The 21,276-nt window shown below is 58.6% G+C and carries 14 protein-coding genes; 8 read left to right on the forward strand and 6 right to left on the reverse strand.

Features of this window, described 5'->3' with window-relative positions; all coding sequences use genetic code 11:
* Window positions 1–353: 353 nt before the first annotated feature.
* Window positions 354–1,745: a sodium:solute symporter family protein gene (locus tag QZ766_RS06285; RefSeq protein WP_297198914.1), complete on the reverse strand. Its 1,392-nt coding sequence runs from the start codon at window positions 1,743–1,745 to the stop codon at window positions 354–356.
* 314 nt (window positions 1,746–2,059) lie between these two features.
* Between QZ766_RS06285 and QZ766_RS06290 the strand changes: the two genes are divergently transcribed.
* Window positions 2,060–3,220 (forward strand): amidohydrolase, encoded by a 1,161-nt coding sequence (locus tag QZ766_RS06290; RefSeq protein ID WP_297198917.1) that lies wholly within the window; start codon window positions 2,060–2,062, stop codon window positions 3,218–3,220.
* Window positions 3,221–3,357: 137 nt separating this feature from the next.
* On the opposite strand, the gene infA is transcribed toward QZ766_RS06290, so the two are convergent.
* From infA to trxB, 5 genes are all read right to left on the reverse strand, one after another.
* Entirely contained in the window at window positions 3,358–3,576 is a 219-nt protein-coding gene (gene infA, locus QZ766_RS06295) for a translation initiation factor IF-1 (RefSeq protein ID WP_001040187.1), read from the reverse strand.
* A 271-nt stretch (window positions 3,577–3,847) separates the two neighbouring features.
* Window positions 3,848–4,552, reverse strand: a complete 705-nt coding sequence (aat, locus tag QZ766_RS06300) for a leucyl/phenylalanyl-tRNA--protein transferase (protein ID WP_297198937.1) — start codon at window positions 4,550–4,552, stop codon at window positions 3,848–3,850.
* A 324-nt stretch (window positions 4,553–4,876) separates the two neighbouring features.
* A complete protein-coding gene (gene cydC / locus QZ766_RS06305; protein WP_297198940.1) occupies window positions 4,877–6,598 on the reverse strand; it encodes a cysteine/glutathione ABC transporter ATP-binding protein/permease CydC in 1,722 nt (573 codons plus the stop codon).
* Window positions 6,599–8,365, reverse strand: coding sequence for a cysteine/glutathione ABC transporter permease/ATP-binding protein CydD (gene cydD, locus QZ766_RS06310; RefSeq protein WP_297198943.1), 1,767 nt, complete (start codon window positions 8,363–8,365; stop codon window positions 6,599–6,601).
* Between the two features lie 115 nt (window positions 8,366–8,480).
* The gene (gene trxB, locus QZ766_RS06315; protein WP_297198945.1) at window positions 8,481–9,449 is read right to left on the reverse strand and encodes a thioredoxin-disulfide reductase; all 969 of its coding nucleotides are present in this window, start codon (window positions 9,447–9,449) and stop codon (window positions 8,481–8,483) included.
* A 547-nt stretch (window positions 9,450–9,996) separates the two neighbouring features.
* On the opposite strand from trxB, the gene lrp reads away from it, so the two are divergent.
* The 7 genes from lrp to QZ766_RS06350 all read left to right on the forward strand — a co-directional run bounded on the left by lrp (window position 9,997) and on the right by QZ766_RS06350 (window position 21,275).
* Window positions 9,997–10,491: a leucine-responsive transcriptional regulator Lrp gene (lrp, locus tag QZ766_RS06320; protein WP_297198947.1), complete on the forward strand. Its 495-nt coding sequence runs from the start codon at window positions 9,997–9,999 to the stop codon at window positions 10,489–10,491.
* A 135-nt stretch (window positions 10,492–10,626) separates the two neighbouring features.
* Window positions 10,627–14,469, forward strand: coding sequence for a DNA translocase FtsK 4TM domain-containing protein (locus tag QZ766_RS06325; RefSeq protein WP_297198950.1), 3,843 nt, complete (start codon window positions 10,627–10,629; stop codon window positions 14,467–14,469).
* Window positions 14,470–14,606: 137 nt separating this feature from the next.
* A complete protein-coding gene (gene lolA, locus QZ766_RS06330) occupies window positions 14,607–15,218 on the forward strand; it encodes an outer membrane lipoprotein chaperone LolA (protein ID WP_297198953.1) in 612 nt (203 codons plus the stop codon).
* Window positions 15,219–15,227: 9 nt separating this feature from the next.
* On the forward strand, window positions 15,228–16,571 hold the full coding sequence (locus tag QZ766_RS06335; protein WP_297198955.1) for a replication-associated recombination protein A: 1,344 nt from the start codon (window positions 15,228–15,230) through the stop codon (window positions 16,569–16,571).
* 96 nt (window positions 16,572–16,667) lie between these two features.
* Entirely contained in the window at window positions 16,668–17,960 is a 1,293-nt protein-coding gene (serS, locus tag QZ766_RS06340) for a serine--tRNA ligase (RefSeq protein WP_297198958.1), read from the forward strand.
* Between the two features lie 242 nt (window positions 17,961–18,202).
* Window positions 18,203–20,647 carry a dimethylsulfoxide reductase subunit A gene (gene dmsA / locus QZ766_RS06345; RefSeq protein WP_297198960.1) on the forward strand — a complete coding sequence of 815 codons (2,445 nt, stop codon included), beginning with the start codon at window positions 18,203–18,205 and terminating at the stop codon, window positions 20,645–20,647.
* Between the two features lie 10 nt (window positions 20,648–20,657).
* Complete coding sequence (locus tag QZ766_RS06350) at window positions 20,658–21,275, forward strand: DMSO/selenate family reductase complex B subunit (protein ID WP_297198963.1); 618 nt, start codon at window positions 20,658–20,660, stop codon at window positions 21,273–21,275.
* The last annotated feature ends 1 nt before the right edge of the window (window position 21,276 follow it).

Below are 21,276 nucleotides of genomic sequence, written 5' to 3' on the forward strand. Positions count from 1 at the left end.
GAGTATTATCCTGTGAACCGCATTACAAACTTGATGTATATCGGGCTGTTGCGTGCAGGAAAATTATCGCGAGCACTACCGATTTTTTATTAAATTGAGAGGGTAATTATCATAATGATAACTACTGACAAAAAAGTAAGTAGGCGGAAAGATAATAAATCTCTTTCTTGCTACAGGGAGAAGCAGGGCGAACTGAAATATTTATATACCTTAAATAATTCGGGTATGGCCAGCGCGCTGACAGTCTGGATCATGACGGCGAGAGACATTCTGTCATTGATCCAGGTGACTGGGTTAGCAGGTCCCGCTGCTTTAAGCTGCGGGTACAGCATGCCTGCAAGGTTTATCGATTTTCAGTTTTGCCGTGCGGTGCGGTGTTTTACCCACGTCCAGCTCAGCAAATAGGTTATCAGGCTTGCCAGCGCCCCGATGATAATGGCGAAAATCCCCCAGGGCTGACCAATAAGCTGCCAGATAAGTCCGCAAAGGGTTCCTGCCACGATTGAAATAAATCCGGACTGGCGCGGCGGCGTATCGCAAAGCAGGCCAAACAGGTATGCCGCGAACGGGCCGGTAGCGCGGATGGTAAACGCAAAAACCAGCAGCTCGATGATTTGCTGGCTTAACAGGGCAATAGCGATGCCGAGGGCGCCGACGATGAGCACCACGATGCGGCTGTTGCGCAGCTCCTGTCCGCCACCCGCCGCCGCGGGATTCAGGTAGCCGTAATAGATATCCTTGACGCTAATACTGGCGGCTCCCAGCAGGTCTCCGGAGCCGCTCGACATGGTAGCGAACAGCACTGCAGAAAGCACAAGACCGGCGAACAGCGGCGGCAGCTGCCCGGTAGCCAGCGTGGCCAGCGCTTCATTGGCCGGAATGTTGGGATAAAGCACGAATGCCAGAAGACCGAAAATGGCCGGTACAAAAGCGTACAGCACCATCACCACGCCGCACAGCAGCGCGCCTTTAATCGCCACCTTCTCATTACGGGCGGAGTAAAAGCGTTGTACAGCCTCCTGGCCGGTACAAAAGGTCATAAAGTACATGACGATAAGGCCAATAATGGTTCCCCAGCCGAGCTTTGTGGTAGCCAGTTTTTCTGCTGGAAGATGAGTTGAAAGCAGGGCGACACCTTCCGGATGGTGCCAAAAAATATAAACAATCCCGAGGCCAAAGCCGAAGACGATGATAAAGAACTGGATAAAGTCGGTCATGGTCAGGCTCCACATTCCGCCGACCCAGGTATAAAACACCAGCAGCGCCCCGGCCAGTATTACCGCCAGCGTAAAGTTAATGTTGAGCAGCACGCTGACGATAGTGGCGCAGGCGGTAATTTGCGCGGCCGAAAGTGCAATCAGCGATATCACCGACAGGACGCTGGTGACGACGTGGCTCGGCCTGCCGTAAATCTTGCCGATAATCTCCGGCACCGTTGTCGCCATCGAGCGGCGCATATACGGAGCAATGAACGCCACCAGAAAGATACCGATACCGGTGGCGATAACGTACCAGGCGGCGGAGAGTCCCCATTCGCCGTAGGCTTTGGCGGTCACCCCAATGGTGCTGCCGCCGCCGATTTCCGTCGCGGCCAGCGTTCCCGCCAGCATTAACGTGCCCAGCCGCCGACCGGCCAGATGGTAATCGTCAGAATTACTGATTCTCGTTTTGGCATACAGCGCTACGCCAATCATCAGCACGATATAGACAACAATAGTTGTCATAATAATGACATGCGCACTCATGTTATTCTCCCGATAGTTATTATGCTGGAGTTAATGCAATGCGCGTGCTGATAAAAGGGTGAGGACACAAAAGAGAAATAAAATGTGATGTCGCTCGAAAACAGAATGGGAAAGCGCGGTTTAATAATTTCAATCTGTATTTAGATGTAAATTTATATATTTATCATTGCGATCTTTAATTATCAGGATAGAGGTTTTCACTGTCATATTGATATTTATCACCGTCCAAAAGGAAAGTTTCTGCCGCCGCGGGCGCGCATGACGCTGGCACGATTAATGCTGTAATTCAGTATGGTTTCATTAAGGAGAACGTGATGGAAAATATCGACTGGCAGCGGCTGGAAAAACAGCTTGCCGGGTGGCGCGCCGCCATCCACCGCTATCCGGAGTTGTCGCATCAGGAGACGGTGACAACCGACTATATTGCGCAGCAGCTCTCCCGCTACCCGGAGCTGGAGATTACCCGCCCGGCGGCGACCGGGCTGGTGGTGCGATTAAAAGGCGCGAGCTCAGGGCATACCGTGGCCTTTCGCGCCGATATTGACGCTCTGCCGGTGGAAGAGAAAAGTGGCCTGGCCTGCGCGTCTACCCGGCCGGGTCTGATGCACGCCTGCGGTCACGACATGCACAGCGCTATGCTGATGGGCGCGGCCAGCACGCTGGCGCAGCGCCAGACGTCGCTGAAAGGGGAGGCGGTATTCATTTTTCAACGCGGGGAGGAGATGTCCCCCGGCGGCGCGAAGGAGCTGGTAGATGCCGGCGTGCTGGCGGACGTAGAAATGTTCTTCGCCCTGCACGTCCAGCCAACGCTCCCCAGCGGCACGATTGCGCTCAGGCGGGGAGTTGCCACCTCCAACCGCGATACGTTTCATATTCATATTGAAGGCAGGGGCGGCCACAGCTCGATGCCACATTTAATTATCGACCCGCTAATTGCCGCATCCGCAACGGTGCAGGCGCTGCAGAGTATTGTTTCCCGTGAGATAAGCCCCCGGGAGTCGGCGGTAATATCCATCTGCAGCCTGATCTGTGGCGACGGCACCACGGCCGCCATTCCCAATGATGCCCGCCTCTGCGGCACGACCCGAACCTTTACGCCGCGGGTACGCCAGCAGATTAAAGAGGCGATGCCGCGCATTGTGCAGGATGTTGCCCGGGCGCACCGCTGCCGGGGAGAGGTGATTTTTGACGAGTGGGACTACTCGGCTATCGTCAATGACGAGGCGCTGTGCGATCTTGCCGCCGCAGCGGCTGGCGAAACGGGGCTTTATCAGGAGGAAGACGCGCCGGCGTTTGTCGGGGAGGACTTTTCCGAGTACCGGGCTATTGCGCCGGTCTGCTTTGCCTGGCTCGGGGCCGCCCGGGAGGGGGAAGAGCGGGCCCCGCTGCACAACTCTTATTTCAATCCCGATGAAGCCGCGCTGCTGCACGGCACCCGCTATTATTTGAGTCTGGCGCAGAAGCTGCTGATGTAAGTGATGCGGTGGCATGCCCGCGTAGTCATTCGAAAAATGCCCCGGCAGCTCGCGGTGCCGGGGCATAAATTACGGGCATAAAAAAGCCGGGAATCAAACCCGGCCTTATGTTGATTACCCCATGGGTATCACTTTAATTAGCGACTACGGAAGACAATGCGGCCTTTGCTCAGGTCGTACGGGGTCAGTTCAACAGTCACTTTGTCGCCCGTCAGAATGCGGATATAGTTTTTACGCATTTTACCGGAGATATGCGCGGTAACCACGTGACCGTTTTCCAGCTCAACGCGGAACATCGTGTTAGGCAACGTTTCGAGAACGGTACCCTGCATTTCAATATTGTCTTCTTTGGCCATCTAGTCCTCGGGGGTATCACTACCATAGTTTTTAACCGGCAAGATAATGCCGAAATTCAGTAATTAAGTAAAGATTTACCGGTCATCTTTCCAGTTTGGTGACGATCGGCAGGCTGAGATCGTTTCTGCGCATTACCCGGGGGTCGCACGAAAACCGTGTGACGCGAGTGCAAACCAAGAGAGGAGAGTCCTGAAACGGCGGCAGGGCAACGGGCAGAAACGACGTGCGGGCGGCATTATATCACCCTGATAAAAAATGTGCCGAAAACATTTAATCAAAAGGCGAAAAGAGCACTCGCGGTATCCAAAAGTGCGGGGGAAGGGACAGCGCCCGCAGCTCGGCCAGCTGTTCCAGATACGCTTTGCGCGGGATCTCTATCGCTCCCAGCGAGGCGGTATGATTGTTAAGCACCTGACAGTCCAGCAGCCTGCCGCCGTTCTGTGCAAAGGCCCGACAGAAGACCAGCAGGGCGCTTTTGGACGCGTTCTCGGCCCGGCTGAACATGGACTCGCCGCAAAACAGCGCGCCCTGTACCACGCCGTACATGCCGCCCACCAGCTCATCCCCGCGCCAGACCTCAACCGAGTGGGCGTGGCCCAGCTCGTGCAGGCGGTGATAAGCCTGCAAAATACTGTCGGTTATCCACGTGCCCTCATCGCGCTCTTCGGCGCAGCCGTGGATGACCCGCTCGAAGGCGTGGTTGAGCGTAATGCGGTACGGCGAAGATTTGTGGAAGCGCTTCATGCTGCGGCTGAGGTGAAATTGGTCCGGCCACAATACTGCACGCGGATCCGGCGACCACCACAGAATCGGATCGCCCGGGGAAAACCACGGGAAAATACCCTGTTGATAGGCCATCAGCAGGCGGGCCGGGCTAAGATCGCCGCCCAGCGCCAGCAGCCCGTTAGGCTCACGCAGCGCGCCCTCCGGTGATGGAAAGGCAAGGGTATTACGTGACAGCTGAACCAGACGCATGCTTCATAACTCCGGGCCTGATAGTGATAGAAAGCGTAGCCTAAATTCGCTGTCGGAACTGGTGCTACGCCCGCGTCTGTTCAGCAATTTGGCGTGCTTAACATGCGCAATAATTTGCGGGTTGTCTACCAGAATTATGTGGCGAAAAAAGTGCTGCGTCGGGTGATGCATTTTTGATATTTATCGGACGTAAGTATTGACGCTGTTGGGGAGTAATACGGTGCGTGCTGGAAGGTGCTTACCCACGTTTAAATATTGAAAGCGCGCCTGTGCAGATAAGCAGCAACAGGCGAGCTCAGGATAGACCGCCTGTTGCTGGCGCCGCTACAGCCGCTGCTTAAACTGGTAGTAGCGCCCGCGCTGGCGCAGCAGCTCTGCGTGAGTGCCGCGCTCAGTAATCTCGCCATTATCCATCACAACGATTTGCTCAAAATTATCCAGACCGCGCAGGCGGTGAGTCACCATCAGCACGGTTTTATCCCGCATTGCGTCCTGGATCAGGTTGAGGATCTGGCTTTCCGTTTCCGCATCCAGTCCTTCGGTTGGCTCGTCGAGCAGCATCAGCGGCGCGTCGTGCAGCAGGGCGCGGGCGATAGCAAGGCGGCGCAGCTCGCCGCCGGAGAGCTGGCGTCCGCCTTCGCCGAGCCAGCTGTTCAGGCCACTGTCGTCGAGCAGTTTTTCCAGCCCGGTGCGCCGTAGCGCATCAGCAAGCTGTTGGTCGGAAGCCGACGGTGCGGCCAGCAGCAGGTTATCGCGCAGGGTAGCGCTAAACAGGTGTACGCGCTGGGGCACGACGCTCATGCTGGCGCGCAGCGCCTCTTCGCTAAGCCCGGCTAGCGGCACGCCGTTAATTTTCAGTTCGCCCTGCTCAGGATCCCAGGCGCGGGTGATTAGCTGCAGCAGAGTGGACTTTCCGCAGCCGGTACGGCCGAGAATGGCTACGTGCTGGCCGGCCGGCACCGCCAGGCTAAGATCGCGGATCGCGGGCTGCACCTGCTGCGGATAGTGAAAAGAGAGATTATCCAGCGTTAGCTCAACGCGAGCGGGCGCAGCGCCGTCGCGCGCCGGGAAGGTGACCTCCGGCTGCTGGTCGATAATTTGCGTAATGCGCAGCGCGGAGGCCATCACCTGGCCCAGATGCTGGAACGCGCCGGTAACCGGCGCAAGCGCTTCAAAGGCCGCAAGGGCGCAGAACACAAACAGGGCAATCAGCGCCCCGGGCTGGGTGCTGTCGCCGACGCCGGCAGAGGCCATCCACAGCATTGCAAGCACCGCGGCACCGCCGATCAGCAGCATTACCACCTGCGACAGTGCGGTTAGCTCAGCCTGCCGGCGCTGGGCGTCGTACCAGGCCTGTTCTGTATGGGTCATCGCCTCGCGGTAGCGCTGGCTGGCGCCGAAGATAGAGAGCTCGGCCTGCCCCTGTAGCCAGCCGGTCAGCGCCTGGCGATACTGTCCCCGCAGCCCGGTCAGGCTTTCGCCGACGGGCTTGCCGGCGCGATAAAACAGCGGCGGCAGCAGCAGCAGCGTCAGCAGCATAATGCCGCCAAGGGTCAGCGCCAGCCCGATATCCAGAAAACTCAGCCCTGCGGTGACCACAATAATGACAACCAGCGCGCCGGCGAGGGGAGAGATAACCCGCAGATAAAGGTGATCCAGCGTGTCGACATCGGCCACCACGCGGTTAAGCAGGTCGCCCTGGCGAAACTTCGCCAGCCCGGCAGGTGAAAGCGGCAGCAGTTTGCTGAAGGTAAACACCCGCAGATGTTCAAGCACGCGAAACGTTGCATCGTGACTCACCAGCCGCTCAAAATAGCGTCCGGCGGTGCGAATAATGGCGGCCCCGCGCACGCCGGCCGCCGGCAGCATATAGTTGAAGCTGTAAAGACCGCTGACGCCAACCACCGCCGAGGCTGACAGAAACCAGCCGGAAAGGGTCAGCAGACCGATACTGGCGAGCAAAGTGATAATCGCCAGCACTACGCCGAGTAGCAGCAGCCACTTGTGCCGTTTGTACAGCGCCAGATAGGGGGCCAGTACGCGCATTTAAATCTCCTCCTGACGATGGACAAGCAGGCTGGCAAAGTAGCCCCCGGATGTGGACAGGGCGGCAAAGCTGCCCTGCTCGACGAGCTGGCCCTGATGCATCACCCAGACGCTGTCCCACTGGCCCAAATCTTCCAGCTGATGGGTCACCATCAGCGTGGTCTGGTGGGCGGCAGCCTCGGTGAGCGACTGCATCACGCGCTGCTCGCTGTGGGCGTCCAGGCTTGCCGCAGGTTCATCCAGCAGCAGCAGGCGGCAGGGCGACAGCAGGGCGCGGGCGACCGCCACGCGCTGGGCCTGACCGACTGACAGGCGGCTTGCCTGGTCACCCACCTGCGTATCAATCCCCTCCGGGAACTGAACGATAAACTCGTTGACCCAGGCTCGGTCGAGGGCGCGCTGAAGCTGCTCTTCGCAGGCCTGCGGATCCGCCAGCAGCACGTTATCGCGAATGGTCGCTGCGGGAAGCTGCGGATTTTGCCCGACCCAGCTCAGCTGCCGCCGCCAGGCGGTGAGGTCCAGTTCCCGCAGTTCCCGGTCATTAATCCGCAGCGAGCCTTCATAAGGCAGAAAGCCCAGCAGCGCGTTGATAAGCGAACTTTTCCCCGAGCCGCTTTGCCCCACCAGCACTGCCCGCTCGCCGGCCGCCAGTGTAAAGTTCAGCGGGCCGGCAAGCACGTGCCCATCCGAAGAGTGAATAACCACCTCCCGGGCCTCAATGCTGACCTGCCGCGAGTCGTTCGGCAGACATTCACCTTCGTGCGGCTGCGCCAGCGGTGCTTCGAGGAACGTTTTGAGGCTGTCGGCGGCGCCCACGGCCTGCGCTTTAGCATGATAAAAGGTGCCCAAATCGCGCAGGGGCTGAAAAAACTCCGGTGCCAGAATCAGGGCCAGAAAGCCAGAGAGCAGCGTTACGCCGGTGGAGTAGTGGCCGAAGTTAAGCTCGCCGAGGTAGCTGAAGCCAAAATAGACCGCCACCAGCGCAATGGAGAGGGAGGTGAAGAACTCCAGCACGCCGGAGGAAAGGAAGGCCAGGCGCAGGACTTCCATCGTGCGCTGGCGAAAATTTTCTGAGGCCTGGCGAATATTTTCCGTTTCGGCCGCGCCGCGTCCGAAGACGCGCAGCGTCTCCATCCCGCGCAGGCGATCGAGGAAATGGCCGCTCAGGCGCGCCAGCGCTTTAAAGTTGCGGCGGTTGGCGTCGGCGGCACCCATGCCGACCAGCGCCATAAACAGTGGGATCAGCGGGGCAGTGCATAATAGAATCAGCGCCGCGGCCCAGTTGAAAGGCAGGATAGTGATGATGATCAGCAGCGGCACGCAGGCGGCCAGCGCCATCTGCGGGAGATAGCGGGCGTAATAGTCGTGCATGTCGTCAATCTGCTCGATAATCAGCGTTGCCCAGCTCCCGGCGGGTTTGCCCTGGATCCAGGCCGGGCCCGCCTGCTGCAGCCTGTCCAGCACCACGTTACGAATGTGCTGGCGGATGTGCTGTCCGGCCTGAAAACCCACGCGCTCGCGCAGCCATACCACCCAGGCGCGAAGCACGAACACGAGAACCAGCGAAACAAAGGGCAGCAGCAGCGCCTCGCGGGGAATGTTCTCCATAATCATGTGATCGAGAATGGAGGCCAGCAGCCAGGCCTGGGCCACAATCAGCACCCCGCTGGCGGCACCAAGCAGGCGCGACAGCATCAGCCAGCGGCGGGAGAGAACACTTTGTTGCTTTAACCAGCGGGTCAGGGCTTGTTGGCGGGTTTTATTCATCGCGTACTTAGCAGGCATCTTGTAAGAATGATTAGGCCCGATAATGTTACATCGTGGAAAAAATAAAGGCGACTTATCGTCGCCTTTATTTGTCTTTGTTACTGACTTGTAAAGATTATTTGCACGCGTCCGCTAATCCGTCCAGATAACGTTCTGCGTCCAGCGCTGCCATACATCCGGTGCCGGCAGAGGTAATAGCCTGACGATAAATGTGGTCCATCACGTCGCCGGCGGCAAACACGCCGGGAATGCTGGTTTGCGTGGCGTTGCCGTGAATGCCGGACTGCACTTTTATGTAGCCGTTCTCCAGTTCCAGCTGGCCCTGGAATATCGCGGTGTTCGGGCTGTGGCCGATGGCCACAAACAGGCCCGCGACCTCGAGCTGCTCTTCAGTATCCGTGTTGCGGGTATCGCGCAGGCGCAGGCCGGTGACGCCCATCTGATCGCCGGTCACTTCTTCGAGGGTGCGGTGGGTGTGCAGCACGATATTGCCGCTCTCCACTTTATCCATCAGGCGCTTAATCAGAATTTTTTCCGCGCGGAAGGTATCCCGGCGGTGGATCAGGTGAACCTGCGAGGCGATGTTAGCGAGATACAGCGCTTCTTCAACGGCGGTGTTGCCGCCGCCGATAACGGCAACCTGCTGGTTGCGGTAGAAGAAGCCGTCGCAGGTGGCGCAGGCAGAAACGCCGCGACCTTTAAATGCTTCTTCAGAAGGCAGGCCCAGATAGCGAGCCGAGGCGCCGGTAGCAATGATCAGCGCATCACAGGTGTACTCGCCGCTGTCGCCGGTCAGGCGGAAGGGGCGATTCTGCAGATCGACGCTGTGGATATGATCGAAAATAATTTCGGTATCAAATTTCTCGGCATGCTCTTGCATGCGCTCCATCAGCAGCGGGCCGGTCAGATCGTTCGGGTCGCCCGGCCAGTTTTCTACTTCGGTGGTGGTGGTCAGCTGACCGCCTTTTTCCATACCGGTTATCAGTACCGGCTTGAGATTGGCACGCGCGGCGTATACCGCAGCGGTGTATCCCGCAGGTCCGGAACCAAGAATAAGCAGTTTACTGTGTTTGGCTGTGCCCATGAGATCCCCATAAATGTTGGCAGACAGTGGGCGCGATTGTAGAAAATTTGGCGCACTAATTAAAGAGGACAGCAATTTTGTTAACGATGTGTGCAATCGAACATTCCGATGAATTGCTGTTTTTAGCGCCGGAAGTAATAACTCATTCTACTGAAATCGAGCCCGTTATAAGGAGATAACATGATGAAGAGCCCGCAAGGATGACGAATATTCGGCATCTTGTACTAAAAAACGATGTTTTGCTTTGACAATCCCCTGTGCTTTTGCGAAAACATTCCATGGAGAAGAAAGCAGTATTTAGCGTGTGGTGAATTAACAACCCTGCAAAATATTCTGTTATACCGGGTCAGTGCGATCGCGCATGGCGTGGACAGACGGCATACGCGATAGCGGTGGCAGCCTTAGGGCAACGGATTCTCAATACGTATCCCAGGCGTGGGCATGCCAGCTTTCAGATTGGCAGCGCAGGCCGCGGGCTCAGACTCTGAACAGTGAAGTGCACAGGGTCCAGACGGGAGTAGGGAAGGAATACAGAGAGACAATAATAATGGTAGATACTAAAAAGCGCCCTGGCAAAGATCTCGACCGCATCGATCGCAATATTTTAAACGAGCTGCAGAAGGATGGCCGAATTTCCAACGTGGAACTCTCCAAGCGGGTAGGGCTTTCCCCGACACCTTGCTTAGAGCGCGTTCGTCGTCTGGAAAGACAGGGGTTTATTCAGGGCTACACGGCGCTGCTTAACCCGCACTATCTCGATGCATCACTGCTGGTTTTCGTTGAGATTACTCTGAATCGCGGCGCGCCCGATGTCTTCGAGCAATTCAACTCTGCAGTACAAAAGCTGGAAGAAATTCAGGAATGCCATCTGGTTTCAGGCGACTTCGATTACCTGCTGAAGACGCGCGTGCCAGATATGTCAGCATACCGTAAGCTTTTGGGCGAAACTCTGCTGCGCCTCCCCGGTGTGAACGACACCCGAACCTATGTGGTTATGGAAGAGGTCAAACAGAGTAATCGTCTGGTTATTAAAACTCGTTAAAACGGAACAGGTGCAAAATCAACGTAAGTTGATTACACTCCTGGTAATTCATACAGCAGCAGTACCGGGGCCACCCGGTGCTGCTGTCCGTTTTAGCATCAGGCAGGATTCGGCCTCGAACCTGGAGAGCTTTTCTTGAGCCAGGAATACACTGAAGACAAAGACGTCACCGTGACGCAATTGGGCAGCGGCCGCCGCTTATTTGAGGCGCTACTGATTCTGTGCGCGCTTTTCGCCATCTGGCTGATGGCGGCCTTACTCAGCTTTAATCCCTCCGATCCCAGCTGGTCGCAGACCGCGTGGCACGAGCCGATTCACAACCTCGGCGGCGTACCGGGCGCGTGGCTGGCGGATACGCTATTTTTCATTTTCGGCGTCATGGCGTATACCCTGCCGGTGATCATTATCGGCGGATGCTGGTTTGCCTATCGACACCGCGCCACCGAAGATTACATTGATTATTTTGCCGTCTCGCTGCGTCTGATTGGCGTTCTTGCGCTGATCCTCACTTCCTGCGGGCTGGCAGCCATCAACGCCGACGATATCTGGTATTTCGCCTCCGGCGGCGTTATCGGCAGCCTTCTTAGCACCGCGCTGCAGCCGCTGCTGCACAGCAGCGGCGGTACGCTGGCGCTGCTGTGCGTGTGGGCCGCGGGACTGACGTTGTTTACCGGCTGGTCCTGGGTCAGCATTGCTGAGAAAATTGGCCACTGGATCCTCAATATTCTGACTTTCGCCAGCAACCGCACCCGCAGGGATGATACCTGGGTTGATGATGAAGAGTATGAAGACGAGTACGAAGACGACGAAGAATATGAAAAGCCGCAGGTAAAAGAGAGCCGCCGTAGCCGGATCCTGCGCGGTGCGCTGGCACGCCGCAAGCGCCTGGCGGACAAGTTTATCAATCCGGTAGGCCGTAACACTGATGCCGCACTCTTCTCGGGCCGGCGAATGGACGATGGCGAAGACGCTATTGAATACAGCGCCCGCGGCCAGGCTGCCGATGCCGACGACGTGCTGTTTTCCGGCAGCAGCGCCGCCCGCCAGCCTGATGCCGACGATGTTCTGTTCTCGGGAAGCAGCGCGGCGCGAGCCAACCCGTGGGATCAGAATGACCCGCTGTTAAACGGCCACGCGGTCACCGAGCCGGTAGCCGCCGCTGCTGCTGCAACCGAGGCAGCGCAAGGCTGGGCCGCAAGTGCCGAGCCGGTTACCCAAACCCCGTCCGTGCCCGGCGCCGAGGCCGCGCTGACGCATAACAGCGTTGAATGGCAGCCAGTCGCCGCGCCGCAGGTGGAAGAGCCCGCCATTTCGCCATCCCCTGACAGCTGGCCGCCGCAGGCGCCCGCGGCCAGACCGGAATACATTGAGCCTGAAGCCTTCCGCCAGCAGCCCTCCATTGAGGCGATGTGGCAGGAGCCGGCGGTTCAGAGTCCGGCCGCCCAGCCGTCGCACGCTCAGTTCCAGACTCAGGTTGCGCCGCAGGCTGAATATGCTGCCCCGCAGCACGCCCGCGCAGAACACAATCCTTATTCGGCCGCTGAAAGCCAGCCGGATGACGAAGAGAGTCATCATTCACAAGGCGCGAAGCAGCACCGTCCGCCGCTTTACTATTTTGAAGAAGTCGAAGAGAAGCGCGCCCGGGAGCGTGAACAGCTGGCGGCCTGGTATCAGCCGGTGCCGGAACCCGCTGCCCCGGCCATGCGCGAAACGGCACCCGCTGCTGAGCCAGCAGCGCCGGTAGCCCATTCGGCAGCCTCCGTTGCGCGGGCGACTTCTGAGGCTGCAGCAGTCTCAACGCCGCTGTTCAGCCCTGCAGAAGGTCCGCGTCCTCAAGTAAAAGAAGGTATCGGCCCGCAGCTGCCGCGCCCGAATCGCGTACGCGTACCGACGCGCCGCGAGCTGGCCTCCGCCTCTTTTGGCATTAAAATTCCGTCTCAGCGCACGGCTGACGATCGGGACAGCTACGGCGACGACGCAGTAATGGACGACGCGGAAGACGATCTGCACCAGCACGAGCTTGCCCGCCAGTTTGCCGCTCAGCAGGAGCAGCGCTACGCAGAGCCTGCTGACAGCGATCTTGATGATGCCGACGCGGCCGCCGAAGCCGAACTGGCGCGGCAGTTTGCCGCCCAGCAGCAGCATCGTTACACCGCAGGGCAATCCGCTGCGGCCGATCCGTTCTCGCTGTCTGATTTCGACCTGTCACCGATGAAGACGCTGGTGGACGACGCGCCTAAAGCGCCGCTATTCATGCCCGAAGCGATGCCGGAACAGGTAGCACAGCAGCCGCAGCAGCACTATCAGCAGCCGCCTCAGGCTCCTCAGAGCCAGCCGCAGCAGCACTATCAGCAAACCCAGCCGCAGCACGGCTACCAGCAGCAGCCCCCGCAGGCGCAGCCGCCGGTCCAGACGCCTGCACCTCAGCCGCAGGAGAGCCTGATCCATCCGCTGCTGATGCGTAACGGCGACTCGCGTCCACTGAATCGACCGACCACGCCGCTGCCGTCGCTGGATCTGCTGACCCAGCCGCCGACGGAAGTTGAGCCGGTAGACACCTTCGCGCTTGAGCAGATGGCGCGCCTGGTTGAGGCCCGCCTCTCAGACTTCCGCATTAAAGCTGACGTCGTTAACTATTCGCCGGGCCCGGTGATCACCCGGTTCGAGCTGAATCTGGCGCCGGGCGTCAAGGCCGCGCGTATCTCTAACCTCTCCCGGGATCTCGCCCGCTCGCTGTCGACGGTGGCGGTGCGCGTGGTTGAAGTTATTCCGGGTAAACCGTATGTCGGCCTTGAGCTGCCAAACAAGAAGCGCCAGACCGTTTATCTGCGCGAAGTGCTGGACTGCGCGAAATTCCGCGAAAGCCCGTCGCCGCTGACAGTGGTGCTGGGCAAAGATATCGCGGGCGATCCAGTTATCGCCGACCTGGCGAAGATGCCGCACCTGCTGGTGGCCGGTACGACCGGTTCCGGTAAATCGGTAGGCGTTAACGCCATGATCCTCAGCATGCTCTATAAAGCCACGCCGGAAGACGTGCGCTTTATTATGATTGACCCGAAAATGCTCGAACTTTCGGTCTATGAAGGCATTCCGCACCTGCTGACAGAAGTGGTTACGGACATGAAAGACGCCGCTAACGCCCTGCGCTGGAGCGTCAACGAGATGGAACGTCGCTACAAGCTGATGTCGGCGCTGGGCGTGCGCAATCTCGCCGGCTATAACGAGAAAATTGCTCAGGCCGCGCAGATGGGGCGTCCGATCCCCGATCCTTACTGGAAACCGGGCGACAGCATGGATGCCGAGCATCCAACGCTGGAAAGGCTGCCGTACATTGTGGTGCTGGTGGATGAGTTCGCCGATCTGATGATGACCGTGGGTAAAAAGGTTGAAGAGCTGATTGCTCGCCTGGCGCAGAAAGCGCGCGCGGCCGGTATTCACCTCGTGCTGGCTACCCAGCGTCCGTCGGTTGACGTTATCACCGGCCTGATTAAAGCTAACATCCCAACCCGCATCGCCTTTACCGTGTCGAGCAAAATTGACTCCCGCACCATTCTCGACCAAAGCGGCGCGGAATCGCTGCTGGGAATGGGGGACATGCTCTATTCCGGGCCGAACTCCAGCGCGGCACCTACCCGCGTACACGGTGCGTTTGTTCGCGACCAGGAAGTTCACGCGGTGGTGCAGGACTGGAAAGCGCGCGGCCGGCCGCAGTATGTTGAAGGCATCACTTCTGATAGCCAGAGCGAAGGCGGCAGCAGCGGTGTTGACGGCGGCGAGGAGCTGGATCCGCTGTTCGACCAGGCGGTGAATTTCGTCACCGAAAAACGCAAAGCCTCTATTTCCGGCGTGCAGCGCCAGTTCCGCATTGGTTATAACCGCGCGGCGCGCATTATCGAGCAAATGGAAGCGCAGGGCATCGTGAGCGAAGCGGGGCACAACGGCAACCGCGAGGTGCTGGCACCGCCGCCGTTTGAGTAATGTGGCGTGCACAGGCCCGGATAAGCAATCGAAAATTCAGCATTTTCTCCTGTTCCGGTTGTAGAGTAACCCTCTATATTGGCTAGCAGAGAGGCTCCCGCGTCGGGAGTGATGCACTTAAGGACTAAGGAAATAAGATGAAAAAAATCGCCATCACCTGCGCCTTACTGACCAGCTTTGCCGCCAGCAGCGTCTGGGCTGACGCCGCCGGCGATCTGAAAAGCCGTTTGGATAAGGTGAGCAGCTTCCACGCCAGCTTTACGCAGAAAGTCACTGACGGCAGCGGTAATGCCGTGCAGGACGGGCAGGGCGATTTGTGGGTTAAGCGGCCTAACCTGTTTAACTGGCACATGACCCAGCCGGACGAAAGCGTGCTGGTCTCCGACGGTAAAACCCTGTGGTTCTACAATCCATTTGTCGAGCAGGCAACGGCGACCTGGCTGAAAAATGCCACCAGCAACACGCCGTTTATGCTGATCGCCCGCAACCAGTCCAGCGACTGGCAGCAATACAATATCAGCCAGAGCGGCGACAACTTCCAGCTGACGCCGAAAAACAGCAGCGGCAACCTGAAAGAGTTCACCATTAACGTCAGCCGCGACGGCACCATCAACCAGTTCAGCGCCATTGAGCAGGACGACCAGCGCAGCAGCTACCAGCTGAAGTCCCAGAAAAATGGCGCGGTGGACGCGTCCAAATTTACCTTTACGCCGCCGAAAGGCGTAACGGTGGACGACCAGCGTAAGTAAGAGGTAAAAGTGAGCAACCTGTCGCTCGATTTTTCCGATAACGCGTTTCAACCTCTGGCTGCCCGCATGCGGCCAGAAAATTTAGCGCAGTACATTGGCCAGCAGCATCTGCTGGCGCGGGGTAAACCGCTGCCGCGCGCCATTGAAGCCGGGCACCTGCACTCGATGATCCTGTGGGGACCGCCGGGTACCGGTAAAACCACCCTGGCGGAAGTCATTGCCCGCTACGCCGATGCCGACGTTGAGCGCATTTCCGCCGTCACCTCCGGGGTGAAGGAGATCCGCGAAGCCATCGAGCGCGCGCGCCAGAGCCGCAACGCCGGGCGGCGCACCATTTTGTTCGTCGACGAAGTGCACCGCTTCAATAAAAGCCAGCAGGACGCCTTCCTGCCGCATATCGAAGACGGCACCATCACTTTTATTGGCGCAACCACCGAAAACCCTTCGTTTGAGCTTAACTCGGCGCTGCTGTCCCGCGCCCGCGTCTACCTGCTGAAATCCCTGACGTCAGATGACATCGAGCAGGTGCTTAACCAGGCGATGACCGATAAAGCGCGGGGTTACGGCGGGCAGAATATCGTCCTGCCGGACGAGACCCGGCTGGCCATTGCCCAACTGGTCAACGGCGACGCGCGCCGGGCGCTCAATACGCTGGAGATGATGGCCGACATGGCGGAAGTCAGCGACGGCGGTATGCGGGTGCTCAAATCCGAGCTGCTGACCGAAATCGCCGGCGAGCGCAGTGCGCGCTTTGATAATAAAGGCGATCGTTTCTATGACCTGATCTCGGCGCTGCACAAGTCGGTGCGCGGCAGCGCGCCGGACGCGGCGCTTTACTGGTATGCGCGAATTATTACCGCCGGCGGCGATCCGCTATACGTTGCCCGCCGCTGTCTGGCCATCGCCTCTGAGGACGTCGGCAACGCCGATCCGCGGGCGATGCAGGTGGCGATTTCGGCCTGGGACTGTTTCACCCGGGTGGGGCCCGCCGAAGGTGAGCGGGCGATTGCGCAGGCGATTGTCTATCTGGCCTGCGCGCCGAAAAGCAACGCCGTGTACACCGCTTTCAAAGCGGCGATGTCCGACGCCCGCGAGCATCCGGATTACGATGTGCCGGTACATTTGCGCAATGCGCCTACCAAACTGATGAAGGAAATGGGCTACGGGCAGCAGTATCGCTACGCCCACGACGAACCCAACGCTTACGCCGCCGGCGAAGACTACTTTCCGCAGGAAATGGCGCAAACCCGCTACTATCATCCCACTTCGCGCGGTCTTGAAGGCAAAATTGGCGAAAAGCTCGCCTGGCTTGCCGAGCAGGATCAGAAAAGCCCCACAAAACGCTACCGCTGATGCAGGCGTTGCGGTAAGGTTAGCAAGACTATTCAGGCGGCTGCAGGCTGTGGCCGCTCTTCCTTTCAAATTCAATTCGATAAGCACAGGATAAGCATGCTCGATCCCAATCTGCTGCGTACAGAGCCAGACGCAGTCGCTGAAAAACTGGCACGCCGGGGCTTTAAGCTGGATGTAGAAACGCTGGTCGCTCTTGAAGAGCGTCGTAAAGTTCTGCAGGTTAAAACGGAAAATCTGCAGGCTGAACGCAACTCGCGATCGAAATCCATCGGCCAGGCGAAAGCGCGCGGGGAAGATATTGAGCCATTGCGCCAGCAGGTTAATCAGCTGGGCGAAGAGCTGGACGCCGCGAAAAGCGAGCTGGACGCGCTATTGGCGGAGATCCGCGATATCGCGCTGACCCTGCCGAACATCCCGGACGACTGCGTGCCGCTGGGCAAAGACGACAGCGAAAACGTTGAAGTCAGCCGCTGGGGCACCCCGCGCGAATTCGACTTTGAGGTGCGCGATCACGTTACTCTCGGCGAAATGGCCAAAGGCCTGGATTTTGTCGCCGCGGTTAAGCTGACCGGCTCCCGCTTCGTGGTGATGCAGGGGCAAATTGCCCGCATGCACCGCGCCCTGAGCCAGTTCATGCTGGATCTGCATACCGAGCAGCACGGCTACAGCGAAAACTACGTACCGTACCTGGTTAACCAGGAGACGCTGTACGGCACCGGCCAGCTGCCGAAATTCGGCGGCGACCTGTTCCACACGCGTCCGCTGGAAGAAGAGGCCGACAGCAGCAACTACTCCCTGATCCCGACGGCGGAAGTGCCGCTCACCAATCTGGTGCGCGATGAAATCATCGACGAAGATCTGCTGCCGATCAAAATGACCGCCCACACGCCGTGCTTCCGTTCCGAAGCGGGCTCTTACGGGCGCGATACCCGCGGCCTGATCCGCATGCACCAGTTCGACAAAGTGGAGGTGGTGCAGATCGTGCGTCCGGAAGATTCCATGGACGCGCTGGAAGAGCTGACCGGCCACGCGGAAAAAGTGCTGCAGCTGCTGAACCTGCCGTACCGCAAAGTGCTGCTGTGCTCCGGCGATATCGGTTTCGGTGCCCGTAAAACTTACGATCTGGAAGTGTGGCTGCCGGCGCAGAACACCTACCGTGAAATCTCGTCTTGCTCTAACTGCTGGGACTTCCAGGCCCGCCGCATGCAGGCGCGCTGCCGCAGCAAGTCTGACAAAAAGACTCGCCTGGTGCACACCCTGAACGGTTCCGGGCTGGCGGTTGGTCGTACCCTGGTGGCGGTGCTGGAAAACTACCAGCAGGCCGACGGCCGCATCGAGGTGCCGGAAGTACTGCGCCCGTACATGAACGGTCTTGAGTTTATCGGCTAATTGCCGGTCTGCTTTAAAAAGCGCCTCCGGGCGCTTTTTTTATCTCTTTCTTTCTCTTCGTAACAAATCCCGGTAGCTGCTCTCTTTTTCTCCTCTGTATTGATACCGAACAATAACCACTTCTGCGAAACCGTAGATACTCCTTTCGAATTACAACCAGCATAAAACTCTACAAATGAGTAACTTCGTTATATTTAATTTTATATAACGCTTTATGACTTTTGAGCAATGAGCGAGTATCTATGAAAATCAAAGCCCCCGATGCGCTGCTGCACGCTGAGGTGAGCCGCCGAGGTCTGGTAAAAACGTCAGCCATTGGCGGACTGGCTGCGGCCAGCAGCGCCTTTGCGCTGCCGTTTACCCGCATCGCCAGCGCTGCTGAGGCGATTGCCCCCGCCGCATCTCCCGAGAAGGTTGTCTGGAGCGCATGTTCCGTCAACTGCGGCAGCCGCTGCCCGCTGCGCATGCACGTGATTGACGGCGATATCAAATACGTTGAGACCGACAACACCGGCGATGACGACTATGAAGGTCTTCATCAGGTGCGGGCCTGCCTGCGTGGACGCTCGATGCGCCGCCGGGTCTACAACCCGGACCGTCTTCGCTATCCGATGAAGCGCGTCGGCAAGCGCGGAGAAGGCAAATTTAAACGCATCAGCTGGGATGAGGCATTCGATACCATTGCCGATAACATGAAGCGTTTAATCAAGGATTACGGCAACGAATCCATCTACCTGAACTATGGCACCGGCACCCTGGGCGGCACCATGACCCGCTCCTGGCCGCCGGGAGATACGCTGATTGCCCGCCTGATGAACTGCTGCGGTGGCTACCTCAATCACTACGGCGACTACTCCACCGCGCAGATTGCGATGGGCTTGAATTACACCTACGGCGGCTGGGCCGACGGCAACAGCCCGTCGGACATTGAAAACAGCGATCTGGTAGTATTTTTCGGTAACAACCCCGGTGAAACCCGCATGAGCGGCGGCGGCGTCACCTATTACGTCGAGCAGGCGCGGCAAAAATCCAATGCGCGGATGATTATCATCGATCCGCGCTATACCGATACCGGCGCGGGCCGTGAGGATGAGTGGATCCCGATTCGCCCGGGCACCGATGCGGCGCTGGTCTCTGCGCTGGCGTGGGTGATGATTGATGAGGATCTCGTTGACCAGCCGTTCCTCGATAAATACTGCGTCGGCTTCGATGAAAAAACGATGCCCGCCGGTGCCCCTGCCAACGGGCATTACAAAGCGTATATTCTCGGCCAGGGCAGCGACGGCGTGGCGAAAACCCCGGCGTGGGCCTCGGCGATCACCGGCATTCCCGCCGATCGAATCGTCAAGCTGGCGCGGGAGATTGCCGGTGCCAAAGCTGCCTTTATCAGTCAGGGCTGGGGACCGCAGCGCCACGCCAACGGCGAACTGGAGTCCCGCGCTATCGCCATGCTGGCGATCCTCTCCGGCAACGTCGGCATCAGCGGCGGCAACAGCGGTGCCCGCGAGGGTTCCTACTCTCTGCCGTTCGTGCGCATGCCGACCCTTGAGAACCCGGTAAAAACCAGCATCTCGATGTTTACCTGGACTGACGCCATCGAACGTGGACCGCAGATGACCGCGCTGCGCGACGGCGTGCAGGGTAAAGACAAGCTGGACGTGCCGATCAAGATGATCTGGAACTTTGCCGGCAACTGCATTATTAACCAGCACTCGCAGATTAACCGCACCCACGAAATCCTGCAGGATGACAAGAAGTGCGAGCTGATCGTCGTAGTGGACTGCCACATGACCTCGTCGGCGAAATATGCCGATATTCTGCTGCCGGACTGTACCGCCTCCGAGCAGATGGACTTCGCGCTGGACGCCTCCTGCGGCAACATGTCCTACGTTATTTTTGCCGACCAGGCCATTAAACCGCGCTTTGAGTGTAAAACCATCTACGAGATGACCTCCCAGCTGGCGAAGCGTATGGGCGTTGAGCAGCAGTTCACGGAAGGCCGCACTCAGGAGGGCTGGATGCGCCATCTTTACGCCCAGTCCCGCGAGGCGATGCCGGATCTGCCGTCCTTCGAAGCGTTCCGCGCGCAGGGCATCTTTAAAAAGCGCGATCCCCAGGGCCACCACGTTGCTTATAAAGCTTTCCGCGAGGATCCCGCCGCTAATCCGCTGACTACGCCGTCGGGAAAAATTGAGATCTACTCCGCCGAGCTGGCAAAAATTGCCGCTACCTGGGAGCTGGAGAAAGGCGACGTTATCGATCCGCTGCCAATTTACGATCCGGGATTTGAAGGTGTAGACGATCCGCTGAGTCAAACCTATCCGCTGCAGCTTACCGGCTTCCACTATAAGGCGCGCGCCCACTCCACCTACGGCAACGTCGACGTGCTGAAAGCCGCCTGCCGTCAGGAGATCTGGATCAACCCGCTGGATGCGCAAAAGCGCGGCATCAGCAACGGCCAGCGGGTGAAAGTCTTCAACGGCCGCGGTGAGCTGCACATTGAAGCCAAAGTTACCCCGCGCATGATGCCGGGCGTTGTCGCGCTTGGGGAAGGGGCGTGGTACGCGCCGGATGCCAGCGGCGTCGATCAGGCAGGATGCATCAACGTTCTGACCACGCAGCGCCCTTCGCCACTGGCGAAAGGCAATCCGTCGCACTCTAACCTCGTTCAGGTTGAAAAAGCTTAAGGAGTAACCGATGTCCACTCAGTATGGATTTTTTATTGATTCCAGCCGCTGCACCGGTTGCAAAACCTGCGAGCTGGCCTGTAAAGACTACAAAGATTTGACCCCCGACGTCAGCTTTCGCCGCATCTACGAGTATGCGGGCGGCGACTGGCAGGAAGATAACGGCAGCTGGCACCAGAACGTGTTTGCCTACTACCTCTCTATCGCCTGCAACCACTGCGAAGATCCGGCCTGTACCAAAGTCTGCCCGAGCGGTGCGATGCACAAGCGCGAAGACGGTTTTGTGGTGGTCAATGAAGACGTGTGTATCGGCTGCCGCTACTGCCACATGGCCTGCCCGTACGGCGCGCCGCAGTACAACGAGGCCAAAGGGCATATGACCAAGTGCGACGGCTGTCACGAGCGCGTCGCCGACGGTAAAAAACCGATTTGCGTCGAGTCCTGCCCGCTGCGCGCGCTGGACTTTGGGCCGATTGAAGAGCTGCGGGCAAAACACGGTAAGCTGGCTGCCGTAGCACCGCTGCCGTCCGCGCATTTCACCAAACCAAGCATAGTGATCAAACCCAACGCCAACAGCCGCCCGACGGGCGATACCACAGGCTATCTGGCAAATCCGGAGGAGGTTTAAG

It is taken from the genome of uncultured Pluralibacter sp., from assembly GCF_913775985.1.
GTDB lineage: Bacteria > Pseudomonadota > Gammaproteobacteria > Enterobacterales > Enterobacteriaceae > Pluralibacter.